Below are 14047 nucleotides of genomic sequence, written 5' to 3' on the forward strand. Positions count from 1 at the left end.
GGCGATCGCCCGCCCGGTCGGTTCGGTCGGTCATCATTCCCCTCCCGACGCCTCCCCCTCGGGGGGCTCGAACGGAGTGCTGCGGCGGTTCCGGAATTGCTCGCTGGTGACGACCCGGACGACCAGGTCGGAGAACCGGCCCCCGGCGTCGAGGTCCGCCACCATCCGCCCCACCAGGGGGCGGTCGGACACCAGCTCGGCCCGGCCGAGGGCGTAGCCCAGCAACTTCGCGCCGATCGTCCGGTGGAACCGGGGACGCTCCCGGCGGAGGTAGTCCCTCAGGCCGCCCGGCCCGGTGATCGTCGTCCCGTCGCTCAGGGTGCCCGAGGTGTCGATCTCCTGGCCGTCGGCGTAGGAGTCTCGCCATCGCCCCAGCGGGTCGAACTGCTCCAGGGCGAAGCCGAGCGGGTCGATCCGGGCGTGGCAGTTCACGCAGGAGGCGTCGGAGCGGTGCGCCTCCAGCCGCTCCCGGACCGTCAGGCCGTCGGGCAGGACCTCCTCGGCCGGGATCGAGCCCACGTCGGCCGGGGGGGGCGGCACCGGGGTGCCGACGACCCTCCTCAGCACCCAGTCCCCCCGCTTCACGGCGCTCGTCCGGAGCGGGGCGGACGTGACCGCCAGCACGCTCCCCATGCCGAACAGCCCTCCCCGGTGGTGGGTGTCCAATCCATCGACCCGGGCGAATTCGTCCTCCCGGAGCGAGTCGGCCGGGATCCCGTAGTGCTCGGCGAGCCGGCGGTCGAGGAACGAGTAGTCGGCGAAGAGGATCTCGTCGACGGGCCGGTCCTCCCGGACGAGGTGCCCGAAGAACGCCTCGGCCTCCCCGTACATCGAGCCCCGGAGCCGTTCGGTGAACTCGGGGAACGCACCCGTGTCGATCCCCCGATGGCGATCGAACCGGTAGAAGCCCAGCCACTGGCCGAAGAACTCCGAGGCCAGCCGCCCCGCCTTCGGGTCGCTGAGCATCCGGCGGGCCTGGCGGGCCAGCTCCCCCGGATCCCGCAACCGACCCCCAGCGGCGAGCCGACGCAGCTCCTCGTCGGGCATCGAGGACCAGAGGAAGTAGCTCAGGCGGCTGGCCAGCTGCCAGTCGTCCAGCGGGACGACCCCGGGCCGGTCCCCGGGCGTCGGCTCGGCCCGGTACAGGAACGCAGGGGAGACCAGGATCCGGGCGAAAAGCGCCCGGATCGCCCGGTCGTGGTCCAGCCCGGCCTCGGCCCGAAGCTCCCGGTAGAAGGAACGCAGCCGACCCTGTTCGCCGGACGAGAGCGGCCTCCGCCAGGCGAGCCCGGCGAGCCGGAGGGCGTCCTCGACGTGGCCCGGCTCGGCGTCCTCCAGGGCCTGCCTCATCCCCTCAAGCTCGTCCTTCCAGCGCGTCACGAACGCCCGAGGGCCCTCCGGGATCGCTTCGATCGTCCCGGCATCCAGCGAGTCGATCGAGGCGTCGTCCAGGCCGAGCCCGAACTTCCGGGAGAGGAAGCGGAGGTTCAGGTCGTGGTACTCGAACGAGGAGAGCAGGTCGGTCCAGGCCCGGTCGAGCCGGAGCCTCGCGGCGTCGTCGGCCACGTGACGGACGAAGAAATCATCATCCCTGTGGTACTTGATGCTCGAATGGAATTCGTTCCGCTCGGGCATGTTGTAGGCGGCGTCGAAGGGGGCCGGGATCGGGTCCCGGTCGGAGGGGGCGGGCTCCCGGTGCGAGACCTCGGGCAGGAGCCGGGCGAACTCGGCGACCCCCTCCCGCCAGGACTCGACCAGCGGATTGCCCGGGTCGGCCAGCAGCGCCGAGGTGTCTCCCACCTCGGCCGCCGTCTCCCCCTCGACCTCCCCGTCGGCGACCCGGCATCGGACGATGCCGAACTCCCGACTCTCCTCGTCCAGCTCCACCTCGACCGTCAACCGGGCCGAGATCGCCCCCTCGGGGATCCGGAGCCGCACCGGCACCGAGGCCCCGCCGCCGATCGCGAAGTCCCCCTCGTCGATCGGGCCGCCCCGGGGATGCGAGCCGATCGCCAGCCGATCGGCCGATTCGGGATCCAGGAACTCGGCGATCGACCGGGGCCGGTCCCGTCGCCGGTCTTCCAGGCGGAGCCGGATCCGGGCGTCCCGCCAGAGGACCACCGCGTCCTCGATCGGGTGGTCGCTGGCCGGGGAGACGGAGAGGACGAACTCGGTGGACCTCGCCCCCTCGGGCCAGCTGATGTCGGCGGCCATCTCGTGCCGGGGGGCCACCCGGATCTCACCGGCCGTGAGGACGGCCGCCTCCTCCTCGTCGCCGGCCGAGGCGGCCAGCGTGCTTTGCCACCCCCGGAGCCGTTCGCAGATGCCGAGGCATCGGGCACGGGCCTCCTCCGGGCCCAGCTCGCCCGGGGGGGGCAGGGCCCGCCACTCGTCGATCACCAGGGAGAGCGGGAACGGGGCCTCCTCCCGGTTGAGGACCCGCCAGAGGTGCTCGCAGAGCCGGACGCTCCGGCCCTCCCGTCGGGCGAGCGTCGGGAGGTCGACGTCCCCCAGGCCCAGCTCCTCCCGATGCCGGTACTGCCAGGCCACGAGCAGGGCCGAGGGGTAGAGGTCCAGGCCGAACGGCTCGGCCCCCTCCCCGGCGGCGGTCCGGAAGCCGTGGGCCTGGTAGATCGCCTGGATCCGGGTGATGGCCGACAGCTCCCGGCCGGTCCGGCCCGGATCCTCGAAGAAGCGCAGGGGGCCCGAGCCGACCACGAGGTGGTCGGCCAACCGCCTGGCGGCCTCCAGGTACCGCTCCAGGGTCGAGTCCTGCATGAACTGGCCGCCGCCGGCGTTGGTGAACCCCTCGCCGGCCACCGCGTCGCTGACGAAGTCGGCCCCCAGGTCCAGATCCACCCCCGTCAGGTCCTCGATCGTCGCGGCGTACTCGGCGCCGGTCAGCCGTCGCAGGGGGACCGGCCCGGGGTCCCCCTCGTGGCGTTCCACGTACTGATCGAGCGCCCCCTCGATGGCCCCGGCGATCGTCTCCCGGGTCTTGCGGGCCGGCTGGGGCATGTACTCCGGCGGCATCCGACCGTCCCGGACCACCCGGGCGACCTTCTCCCACTCCCGGAACCTCCGGCCCAGGTCGGGGGCCTCGGCCATCTGCTGGAGGTTGATCTTCGCCTCGGCGAACTCCTCGCCGTGGCACTCGACGCAGTAGCGCCCCAGCAGCGGTTTCAGCTCGGCCCCCAGCTCGTCCGCCGACGCGGGCGAGGGGACGATGCCGACGATCGAGGCGACCCAGGAGAGGGCCCCCCAGGGTGCGGCGTTCCTCACGAGATGCCCTCCTCTCGACCCCGGGAGCATCCGAATCGGACCGGGGCGAGCGCCCCCTGTCCTGTTTAACATACGGCCGAGCTCGACCCGTTCCTAGACGGTATCGCTCGGAAGTCCGTCGATCTCCAGGAGATCGGGGTGGCCCTCGGTGCCGTCGGGGTGCCGTGAGCGGGGAAGACGCGGGGACGGGATCGCGGCCAAGGCTGGTGGAAAGGGTCGCTCGACGGCGTCAATGAGGCGATCGGATCTCGGCTCGCTCCCCGCGACAGCGATCGAGAGAAGAGGCATGTGAGACGGTTGCCCCGCTTCGTACAATCGATCACGGTACGGATCGGGCGGCCAGGAGGGGGGCGGCCCGATCCCGCGCCTTGCCTGCCCAACTCCGGGGGTCGAGCCGGGATCGGCGACGAGCCGGCCTCGCCCCGGGTCCGACCTCCTCCCTCGCCGGTCCCTCGCCATGTCCCTGCGCATCACGAACCTCTCCCTGCCCCTGGACGAGGAGGAGTCGGCCCTGCCCGGCCGGATCGCCGATCGGCTCGGCGTCGGCGACGCCGAGATCGGCCGCTGGCGGATCCTCCGCAAGAGCCTCGACGCCCGGCGACGGGACGACATCCGGTTCGTCTACACCGCCGAGGTCTCCCTGGCCGACCCCGACCGGGAAGCCGCCCTGCTGGGCCCCGACCGCGCCCCGTATGCCCCCGACTCCTTCGACTGGCCCGAGCCGGGGGAGTCGCCGATGGGGCATCGCCCGGTGATCGTCGGCTCGGGGCCGGCGGGGCTCTTCGCGGCCTATTTCCTGGCGCTGAGCGGGTATCGCCCGCTGGTCCTGGAGCGGGGGAGGGCGGTCAAGGACCGGGTCGCCGACGTCCGGGGCTTCGACGAAGGGGGGCCGGTCGACCCCGAGAGCAACTACCTCTTCGGCGAGGGGGGCGCGGGCACCTTCAGCGACGGTAAGCTCACCAGCCGGGGGACCGGCCCCGACGTCCGGAGGGTCCTGGAGGTCATCGCCGACTGCCACGGCAAGCCCTCGGTCGTCTACGAGCATCGGCCCCACCTGGGCTCCAACCGCCTGCCCTTGATCGTCCGGACCCTGCGTCGGAAGATCGAGGAACTCGGCGGCGAGGTCCGCTTCTCCTGCCGGGTCGAGGACCTGGACCTCCGGGACGGCCGGCTTCAGGGCCTGATGACCAGCTCCGGCCACGTCCCGGGAGACGTGGCGGTGCTCGCCGCCGGCCACAGCGCCCGGGACGTCTACCAGATGCTCCTCCGGCGTGGGGTGCCGCTGGAGTTCAAGCCCTTCCAGTTCGGCGTCCGGATCGAGCAGCCCCAGGAGGAGATCGACCGGGCCCGCTACGGGCCCTCGGCCGGGCACCCCGCCCTGGGCGCCGCCGACTACGAGCTGGCCACGCGGGCCGGCGACCGCGACCTGTTCACCTTCTGCATGTGCGCCGGCGGCTACGTGATGGGCAGCGTCAGCGAGCCCGGCTACTTCTGCACCAACGGCATGAGCGAGAGCCGGCACGACTCCCCCTTCGCCAACAGCGGCCTGGTGGTGACGATCGGCCGGGCCGACGTCGGCTCGGATCACCCGCTGGCCGGTGTGCACTTCCAGCAACAGGCCGAGCGCCGGGCGTACCTGGCGGCGGGCCGATCGTACCGGGCGCCGATCCAGTCGGTCCGCGACCTGATGGCCGGCCGGGCGAGCGTCGGGTCGGTGCCGAGCAGCTACCCGAGGGGGACGGTGGCCACCGACCTCGGCCTGATCATGCCACCGGTGGTGATGGAGGCCCTGGAGCGCGGGCTCCCCCGGCTCGACCGCTCCTTCCGGGGCCTGTTCCTCAAGGGGGCGACCCTGACCGGCCCCGAGTCCCGGGGCAGCTCCCCGGTGCGGATCCCCCGGGACTCGACCTCTCGGGAGAGCCCCGCCGTCCTCGGGCTCTACCCCTGCGGCGAGGGGGCCGGCTACGCCGGGGGGATCGTCAGCGCCGCCGTCGACGGCCTCCGGACCGCCCGGTCCCTCGTCTCTCGGTACGCCCGGCCGGGCTCCTGAGGGGGAGGACGAGGCGGGCACCCTCCGTGCAACCCGGCCTCATCGGGGGGCGCCGTCCGGCCACCCCCCGGCCAGCGCCCGGGCCCGGTCGATGAGCCCGAGCAGCGGGCGGCGGTACTCGGGGAGGAAGTCCTCGTCGATCGAGCCGACGAGGGCCGAGACGCCGTCGATCGCCCCCGGCACGTCCTCGACGGCCCCCGCCAGGGCCAGCCCGAACCAGGCCATCGCCGAGGCGAGTCGGACGTCCCCCGGGGCCTCGTCGAGGGCCCCGGCGGCGTCGAGCACCGGCCGGTCGACCGAGCGGGGCGCCTCCATGCCGGGCTCCCGATAGGAGACCGAAACCGCCAGCAGCTCGTCCCGGGTCGCGGGGTCGGCGGCGAGATATCGGGAGGCGAGGGGGGCCCCGGCGGCCCCCCGGCCGTTTTCCGTCGGCTCGACCTCGATCAGCAGCGTGGCCCGGTCGCCCGCCCTCAGGGCCGGCGCCCCCCCGGCGGGCCCCGGGGACGGCCGGCCGTCGAAACCGATCGGCCGATAGGAGGCGACCCGGGCCGGGTTGAACGCGACCTCGGCCGAGACCCCCTCGGCCACCACCGGCGGCGCCCCCGGATCCTCGTCGTCGGCCACCCGCCGGGCGACCAGGGCGATCCGGACGAGCCGATGCCCCAGGTCCCAGGGGGCCGCCACCACCCGGGCGTCGACCGAGACGGCGCCCCCGCCCCCGTCCCCCTCGGGCCCGGGGTAGGGGTAGGGGTAGGGGGGGGCGTTCACCAACCCGGCGATCGGCACCTCCCGGCCGATCGGCACGAGCCCGAGGTCGAGCCGGCGGCCGACCTCCTCGAGCGAGGCCCGGCCCGGGTCGACCGGCAGCACCGCCACCGGGTCGGCCTCCGGGCTCCGCCAGCCCGCCCCCGGCGCCCCCCCGGCCTGGACGAGCCCGTCCCCCAGGTTCGAGAGGATCACCTCGCCCCCCGGGCCGAACCGGGCCTCCGGCAGCGGCTCCCGGTCGAATCGCAGGGCGTTGAGGAGCCGGCCCGACTCGACGTGGTAGACCGACATCGACCCGTCGGCCCCCTCGGCGAGCAACTGCGAGCCGGTCGCGTCGAGCACGACCTCCCGGACCGGCGCCGGCAGCGCGATCCGGTTGCGGACGTGGCCGTCGGCCAGCTCGATCACCTCGACGACGTTCCCCGCCTCGACCTTCGCGGCCCGGCCGCCCGCCCGCCCGGCCGCCCCCGGGGCGATCCCCGGCGGGTCGGGAGCCGCTCCGTCCTGCTTGGCCTGCATCATCCCCATGCCTGCCATGCCTGCCATGCCTGCCATGCCGCCGGCCATCTCCCCCGTCGCCGGGCGGCCCGGTCGTTCGGGGGAGAAGCCCATGCCCAGGCTCGCCGCATCGCCCTGGGGCTGCCCGGCCTGGGTCTGAGCCCGGAGGGCGGTCGACTGGCCCAGTTGACTCGGCTCGTCCCGGAGATCGGCGGGGACCTCCCCCGGCCCCCGCCCGGCCTTCCGGGCGGCCTCGCCCGGTCCCGCCCCCCGCTCGAAGCCGCGAGCGACGGCAAACCCCTCAGCCTCCCGATCGGCCGGCTCACGGAAGGCGACCGCCGGGGCCTCGTCGATCGCCCCCTCTTGGAAGTCCCGGTCCGGCGGCAGGGCGACCATCGGGGAAGCGGCCATCGACCGGGCCGGGGCCGGCGGCGGCCCGGCCCCGGCGGCCGGGGAGGACGGCTCGGCCGGCACGAGGGCCACGGCCGCCTCGTCGACCCGGCCCGGCCCGGCCTCGGGCTCCGGCCCGGCCTCGGGTTCGACGGCCGGGCCGGCCGGGTCGGCGTAGGCCAGCTCGGCCTCGGCGGCCCGGGGGGCGGGTGAGGGCCCGGACAACGACTCAGCGACCGACGCCGCCCGGCCGGGGGCCGACGCTGGCAGCGACAGCCGGCCGATCCCGAAGCCCCCCGCCGCCAGCAGCAGCCCCGCGGCCAGCGCCGCCAGCGCCCGACGCATCGGCAGCAGGGACGCGGCCGACCCCCCCGGCCCCGGCCTCGGCGCCGCCTCCTTCGGGCCCCCGACGAGCCGGGCCTCCAGGTCCAGCCGCTGGACGATCGACAGCCCCGGCGAGGGCTCCTGCCGGAGCGACTCGGTCAGGATCGCCGCCGTCTGGCGGACCCCGGCGACGAACCGGGACGCCTCGGGGCTCGTCGCCAGCAGGGCCTCGACGGCGGCGCGGTCGGCCTCGTCCAGCTCCCCCAGGGCGAAGGCGGTCAGTCTCGGGTCGTCGGGGTCGAAGGTCATCGGCGCTTCCCCCGGCCGCTTCGGGCCGCGGATCCGGTCGAGAGTCTCGGGATCGGTTCGGCGGCCTCAGGCATGTCGGCCCGGCGAGGCGGCCCCGTCGTCGGGGACCCCCAGCCGCCCCCGCAGCGACTTGAGCCCCATGTGCAGCAGGTATCCCACGTTGCCCACGCTGAAGCCGGTGATCCGGCTGATCTCTTTATAGGAGAATCCCTCCTGGAACCGCAGCCGGATCACCTCCTGCTGCGACTCCGGGAGCATCGCCATCAGCCGGAGGACCCGGTCCAGCTCGTCCCGGCGCTCCTGGCCGTCGGCCGGGTCGGCGTCGGCGGCGGGGACGACGCCCAGCCTCGTCTCGGGGTCCCTGGATCGACTCACGCGGCCCTCCTTGCGGAGCACGTCGAGCGCCCGGTTGCGGCAGACGGTGAACAGCCACTCGGCCAGGTGCGGCTCGACCCGTCCCCGGTCCTGCCCGCAGAGCTTCAGGAACGTCTCCTGCACGATGTCCCGGGCCGCCTCCACCTCGCCGACGACCCGCACGGCGTAGCGCGTCAACGGCCCCTCGAACCGCTCCACGGCGGCCCGGATCCACCCGTCCCGGTCGGTCGCTGCCGAAGGGTCCCCGCCCGCCATCACCACCCCTCGTCCCCGGTCCGGCCTCCCGAGCCCCCCGCCACCAGGATAACGGACCCCGGCCGCCGATCTTAGGGGGACGCCCCGGGGAATCCCCGGGGCGGGCGGGCCGTGCCGGGGTGGCTGGCGTCTCGTCCGCGAGACCCCGGTGCGATGGCCTCCCGGCCGGGGTCGCGCGGACGAGACCCCGGCCACCCACTCCCGGATTTTCACCGGCTTCTTCTTGCGCGACTCCTCAGGGGGACGCCCCGGGGAATCCCCGGGGCGGGCGGGCGGGCGGGGGCCCGGCCCCGCCGCTCCCCGCTTGATTCCGGGACGCGAGGGCTGCAACCATTGACCGACGCCCGACCGGCCCGTCGACCGTCGACCCGCCCGGGTATCCGGGCGTCCCGAGCCCGATCCGACCCGATCGGCCGGAACTCCCCGAGACGACCGAATGCCCGGATCCCACCGCTCGGACGAGCTGGAATTCGCCGCCCGGATGGTCCGGATCGGTCGGCTCCGCCCCGACCAGTTCGCCGCCGCCTGCTCGGAGTGGTTGCATCGGCCCGACTCCTCGCTGGGGGAGCTGCTCCGGGCCCTCGGCTGGCCCCCCCCGGACGGCTGGCCGATTCCCGGCTCGATCACCACCCAGCCCGACGGTCCGGGCCCTGATCGCCCGATTCCCCCGCCCCCCCCCGCCGGGGCCTCGACCGAGACGGTCGACCCCCCCGACTCGATCGAGACGGTCGACCCCCTCGGCTCGACCCGTGCACTCGTCCCCCCCGGCCCGACCGGGCCGGTCGACCCCTCCGGCCCGACCGAGCTGTTCGACCCCTCGGGCTCGACCCGCCCGCTCGACCCCCCCGGCCAGGGCCCGACGACCGGCCCGGCCGCCGCCCCGGACCGCTACCACCGGCTCGATCCGGTGGGGAAGGGGGGCCTCGGCCTGGTCTGGCGGGCGATCGACCGGCACCTCGGCCGGGAGGTCGCCCTGAAGGAGCCCCGGCCCGACCGGCCCGTCGGCTCCTCCGGCTCGGCCCGGTTCCTGGAGGAGGCCCGGGTCACGGGGCAGCTCCAGCACCCCGGCATCGTCCCCCTCTTCGACCTCGTCGACGAGCCCGCCCTCGGCGGCCCCTTCTACACCATGCGGCTGGTCGAGGGCCGCACGCTCAAGCAGGCCGCCGTCGACTACCACGAGGGGCTCGGCGACGGCCGGGCCGGGCCCTCGGAGCTGGTCGGCCTGCTCACCGCCTTCGTCTCCGCCTGCCTGGCCGTCGCCTACGCCCACGCCCGGGGCGTCCTGCACCGGGACCTCAAGGGGGCCAACGTCATCCTCGGCGACTTCGGCGAGGTCCACGTCCTGGACTGGGGCCTGGCCAAGCTGTCCGGCGGGTCCGACCCCGAGTCCGAGTCCGAGTCCGGCCGATCCCCCCTGGTCCTCGACCCCTCGCCCGACCGGGACGCCACCCTGGCCCATCAGGCCGTCGGCACCCCGGGCCTCATGGCCCCCGAGCAGACCGGCAGGCTGCCGGGCGCCCCCCCCCCGGATCACCGGACCGACGTCTACGGCCTCGGCGCCACCCTCTACGAGATCCTCACCGGCCGGGCCCCCTTCCACGCCCCGACCCAGGCCGAGGTCCTCCGGCTGGTCTGCGAGCAGCCCCCCGTCCCCCCCCGGCAGCACAACCCCGCCGCCCCCCCCGCGCTCCAGGCGGTCTGCCTGAAGGCCCTGGCCAAGGACCCGGCCGACCGCTACGGCTCCGCCGCCGAGCTGGCCGACGAGGTCCGCCGCTGGCTGGCCGACGAGCCCGTGCGAGCCTACCCCGAGCCCCCCTCCGCCCGGCTCTCCCGGTGGGGCCGCCGGCACCGATCGGCCGTCCTCGCCGCCGCCGTGGTCCTGGTCGCCGTGTCGCTCACCCTCGCCGCCGCCGCCGCGGTGATCTCCGGCAAGAACCGGGCGCTCGCCGTCGCCCGGGACGAGGCCCGGGAGGCCGCCGCCCTCGCCGTCCGGGAGCGGGACCTGGCCGAGGAGAACCTCGAATCGGCCCGCGACCTGGCCCTCGACATGCTCGGACTCTCCGAGGACGCCCTCGCCCAGACCCCCGGGGCCGCCTCCATCCGCAAGCGGCTCGTGGTGAGGGTCCTGCAAACCTTCCGCGCGCTGCACGACCGCCGCCCGGACGACCCCGGCATCCGCCGGGACCTGGCCGAGGTCCTCGCCGAGCTGGCCAAGGTCCGCCAGCTCCTCGACGAGCTGGTCCCCTCGACCGAGGACGCGTCGGCCTCGATCCGGCTGCTCGAAGGGCTCCTCGACGAGTCCCCCGGCACGGCCGAGGTCGAGAACCGCCTGGCCGAGCTGCTCCGCAACCAGTCCGACACCCTCCGCACCCTCGGCCGACTCCGGGAGGCGAGCGACGCCCTGGCCCGGGCCGCCGAGATCTCCCGGAGACGCCTGGGGGCCGGGCCCGACGACGACGGCCGCCGCACCCTGGGTTCCATCCGCTACGACCAGGCCGACCTGGAGGCCCGGAGGGGCCGGCTCGACGCCTCGCTGCGACTGGTCGACGAGGCCCTCGACCTGCTCCGGGCCCTCAACGACCGGCCCGACCCCCAGCCCGTCGACCCCATGCTCCTGGGCCTGGCCCTCGACCGGAGGGGGAGGACCCTGACCGGCCTCGATTGGCCCGAGGAGGCCGAGCGGGCCCTGGACGAGGGGATCGCCCACGCCCGGGCCTGGCTGGAGCGGACCGGCGGCAACAACAACCACCGCTGGATCCTCTCCCTCTGCCTCGACGCCCTCGCCCGGCTCCTCGCCCCGCAGCCCGGCCGGCGGGCCGAGGCCGAGGCCGCCGCCGTGGAGGCCGTCGAGCAGTGGCGGGCGAACGTCGAGTACGACGACGACCTCCCCCACTACCGGGCCGGCCTGGCCGACGCCCTCGCCTTCCGGGGCGGGCTCCGCCTGGATGCCGGCGACCTCGACGCCGCCCGGCAGGACTTCGATGCCGCCCTCGGCCTGCTCTCCCGGCTGCTCCGGGAGTCCCCCGGGGTGCCCGCCTACCGGGGCCAGGCCGGCCGCCTCTTCGCCGGGCTCGGCCGCCTCTCCCTCCGGCGCGACGACCCCGAGCAGGCCGTCCGACGCCTGGAAGTCGCCGTCGCCTTCCTCCGGCTCGCCGTCGAGGGCAGCCCCGAGGACGACCTCGACCGCCGGAGCCTCGAATCGGCCCTCGATGCCCTCGAATCCGCCCGACGGCGACTCCCCCCCTGAAGCGCCGGATGCGTCGCGATCGGGAGGGCCACGCGGCGGCACCCGTCCCGGAGGCTGCCGGGCGGGGGCCTCGGCGCGGGCCCCCGCCTCCCGAGGCCCGGCACCCGATGCCGGGCACCACGGCCGACCGCCCCGAGGCGGCCGGCCGAAGGGGGGGGAGGCCCGGCGGGAGGGGCGATCAGGGGCCGACCACCGCGCCCTCGAACGTCTTTACCTGGGCCTTGACCTGGATGGTCAGGCCACCCGTCGATTCGTGGTCGCGGCCCTTCCCTGAGTCGATGGTGCAGTCCCCATCGGCCTGGCCATCGATTCGAAGGACCAGCACGGCCGCGTTCGCCGCGAGGACCGTGGCCGGGAAATTATTGCCGTCGTTGCAGCACGTCACGTCTCGGTCCGAGACGCCCGAGAACGACCCGTCGGTGAGCAGGACCGGGTTCGTGCCGTTGCCCCGCACCACCTTGCCGGTGAGTCGCCAGCCGGGCGGAGTCGCCGATGCCGCCACGGACTCGGGATACTCCCGGTCCGGCGTCGGCGTCTGCTTCGACGGCGCGGGGGGCGGCTCCTGGCCCCGAGGGGTCGGCGAGGCCCCCGACGACTCGGGGGTCTTTTCCTGCTCATCAGCCATGAGGGGCTCCCGGGGCCTCGGCCCCATCATCCTCGTCCTGCCGTCGAGCCCATCCCGGTCCGGCCAACGCCGGCCCGGATCCCAGACCACCCGGCCCGGGGACTCGGCCCCGGACGCGGCCGCTCGGGCGCTCAACTCCCGATCTCGGGTCGACGGCGGCACTCACAACCACGCGATCACGACACGACGGACGCGGTCTACTTGAACACGGGCGGGATCCCGAGTCCAGCCCCCGGCCTCCCTCCCCGCCCGCTCCCCCGGCCCGGGCTCCGGGGTCGCCCGGGGGCCGCTCCGGCGGGAGGCCCGCCATTTCTTGTGACTGCCCGGCCCCGTTCCCTCGATACTCATGATGGGGCGATTGTCCGACCCCACAGCCCGACCCGACCCCGACCCGACCCCGACCCGACCCGGAATCGTCCCTCACCCTCGGTCACCCCTCGGATGCGACACCCAGGACCCCGGCCGATCCCCCACCCGACGCCTCGCCCCCCGTCGCCCCCCCGGCGCACCGGGGCCGGATCCGCGCTCCCGACACCCCGGGCCGGTCGGCCCGTCCCGGCGCACCCGGGGCGCCCCGAGTGCGCACGGATCCCCGAGTTCGACGCCCGAGGCCCTCGATCGGCCTCGCGCCCGACGCCGCGAAACGAACCCAATCCGCGTCGCGAAACGAACCCATCCGCCCCCCGTCGGCCCGGCGAAACGAACCCAATGCGGGCGGGCTCGATTCCCGGAACGAACCCGGTCCATTCGATGCAACGTCTTTCGTGCAAGGAAAATCGCGGATCGGGACGCCACCTCGCTTGGCGCACCGGGCCGATTCCGGGGGCGCACCGGGCCGCCCCCCGGCCGCCGAGTCGGCCCTGGAATCGGGCCCGGACGCCCCCGGGATCGGACCCAGGCTCGGGCACGAACCGAAGCCGGGGCCCGTCGCGAAACGGACCCAATCCCGGACGGAGCGAACCCATCACCCGTCGCGAAACGAACCCAATGCCCCGGGCGGGACCGCCCCGACCCGGGCCCGATCCGATCCCGGTCGGCCCGGCCGGAGAGAGGGGCCCCGTCTCGTCGGGGCGGGCCGATCGCGGCCGACCCGATTCCGATTGACCGCCCTGGGGCTCTCTCCTATGATCGCCGCCCATTCCCCCCGGAGGATGCGGGGGGCTCGACGCGGGGCCAGGGAGGGAGGATCGCCGCCGATGCGAGACCACAACAAGGCGTTCTGCCGACTCGTCGCCGAGACCTTCGACTGTCCCGGCCCGATCGTCGAGTTCGGCGCCTATCAGGTCGAGGGGCAGGAGGGGTACGCCGACCTCCGGGGCATGTTCCCGGGCAAGCCGTTCCTCGGCTGCGACATGAGGCCCGGCCCCGGCGTCGACCGGGTCGAGGACGTCAGCGCCATGACCCTGGCCGACGAGTCGGCCGGCACCATCATCTGCCTGGAGACCTTCGAGCACGTCTTCGAGGTCCGTCGCGCCTTCGACGAGGTCTACCGGGTCCTCAAGCCCGGCGGCCTGTTCATCCTCACCTCCCCCTTCCACTTCAAGATCCACGGCTACCCCGACGACTACTGGCGGATGACCCCCTCGTGCCTGGCCCGGATGCTCGACTGCTACGCCCTCCGGGTGGTCGGCCAGCAGGGGCCGAGGAAGACGCCGCACACGGTCATGTCGCTGGGGATCAAGCACCCCGCCCCGGCCGACGCCGTCGACCGGGCCGACCGGCTCGTCGAGCGCTACCAGGGCTGGCTCAGGGGGGAGGAGGCGGCGATCCCGGCCCGGGACCGGGCCCGGCGGAAGCTGGCGATGCTCTACCGCTCCAAGGCCGAGCGGCTCCAGATCCGGGACGAGTTCGCGGTCGACTTCACCATCGACGGCCCGGCGGCCGAGGCCGTCGCCGTGGCCCGGGCCGGCTGACCCGAGGAGTCGCG

At 75.0% G+C, this 14047-nt stretch carries 7 protein-coding genes; 3 read left to right on the forward strand and 4 right to left on the reverse strand.

From position 1 onward, the window contains the following. Positions 1–33 precede the first annotated feature (33 nt). On the reverse strand, positions 34–3282 hold the full coding sequence (locus ElP_RS16285) for a DUF1592 domain-containing protein (protein WP_145271044.1): 3249 nt from the start codon (positions 3280–3282) through the stop codon (positions 34–36). Positions 3283–3739: 457 nt separating this feature from the next. On the opposite strand from ElP_RS16285, the gene ElP_RS16290 reads away from it, so the two are divergent. Continuing rightward, a complete protein-coding gene (locus ElP_RS16290; protein ID WP_145271046.1) occupies positions 3740–5332 on the forward strand; it encodes an NAD(P)/FAD-dependent oxidoreductase in 1593 nt (530 codons plus the stop codon). Between the two features lie 39 nt (positions 5333–5371). Here ElP_RS16290 and ElP_RS16295 read toward each other — a convergent pair whose 3' ends face one another. Both ElP_RS16295 and ElP_RS16300 read right to left on the reverse strand, forming a co-directional pair. After that, positions 5372–7618, reverse strand: coding sequence for a YfbK domain-containing protein (locus ElP_RS16295; protein ID WP_145271048.1), 2247 nt, complete (start codon positions 7616–7618; stop codon positions 5372–5374). 66 nt (positions 7619–7684) lie between these two features. Then, a complete protein-coding gene (locus ElP_RS16300; protein ID WP_145271050.1) occupies positions 7685–8248 on the reverse strand; it encodes an RNA polymerase sigma factor in 564 nt (187 codons plus the stop codon). 436 nt (positions 8249–8684) lie between these two features. Between ElP_RS16300 and ElP_RS16305 the strand changes: the two genes are divergently transcribed. Further along, complete coding sequence (locus ElP_RS16305; protein WP_145271052.1) at positions 8685–11495, forward strand: serine/threonine-protein kinase; 2811 nt, start codon at positions 8685–8687, stop codon at positions 11493–11495. A 178-nt stretch (positions 11496–11673) separates the two neighbouring features. On the opposite strand, the gene ElP_RS16310 is transcribed toward ElP_RS16305, so the two are convergent. Next, complete coding sequence (locus ElP_RS16310; RefSeq protein ID WP_145271054.1) at positions 11674–12255, reverse strand: hypothetical protein; 582 nt, start codon at positions 12253–12255, stop codon at positions 11674–11676. A gap of 1061 nt (positions 12256–13316) precedes the next feature. On the opposite strand from ElP_RS16310, the gene ElP_RS16315 reads away from it, so the two are divergent. Continuing rightward, entirely contained in the window at positions 13317–14033 is a 717-nt protein-coding gene (locus ElP_RS16315) for a methyltransferase domain-containing protein (RefSeq protein WP_145271056.1), read from the forward strand. Positions 14034–14047 lie beyond the last annotated feature (14 nt).

The sequence above is a fragment of the Tautonia plasticadhaerens genome (genome assembly GCF_007752535.1).
In the GTDB taxonomy this organism is placed as follows: Bacteria; Planctomycetota; Planctomycetia; order Isosphaerales; family Isosphaeraceae; genus Tautonia; species Tautonia plasticadhaerens.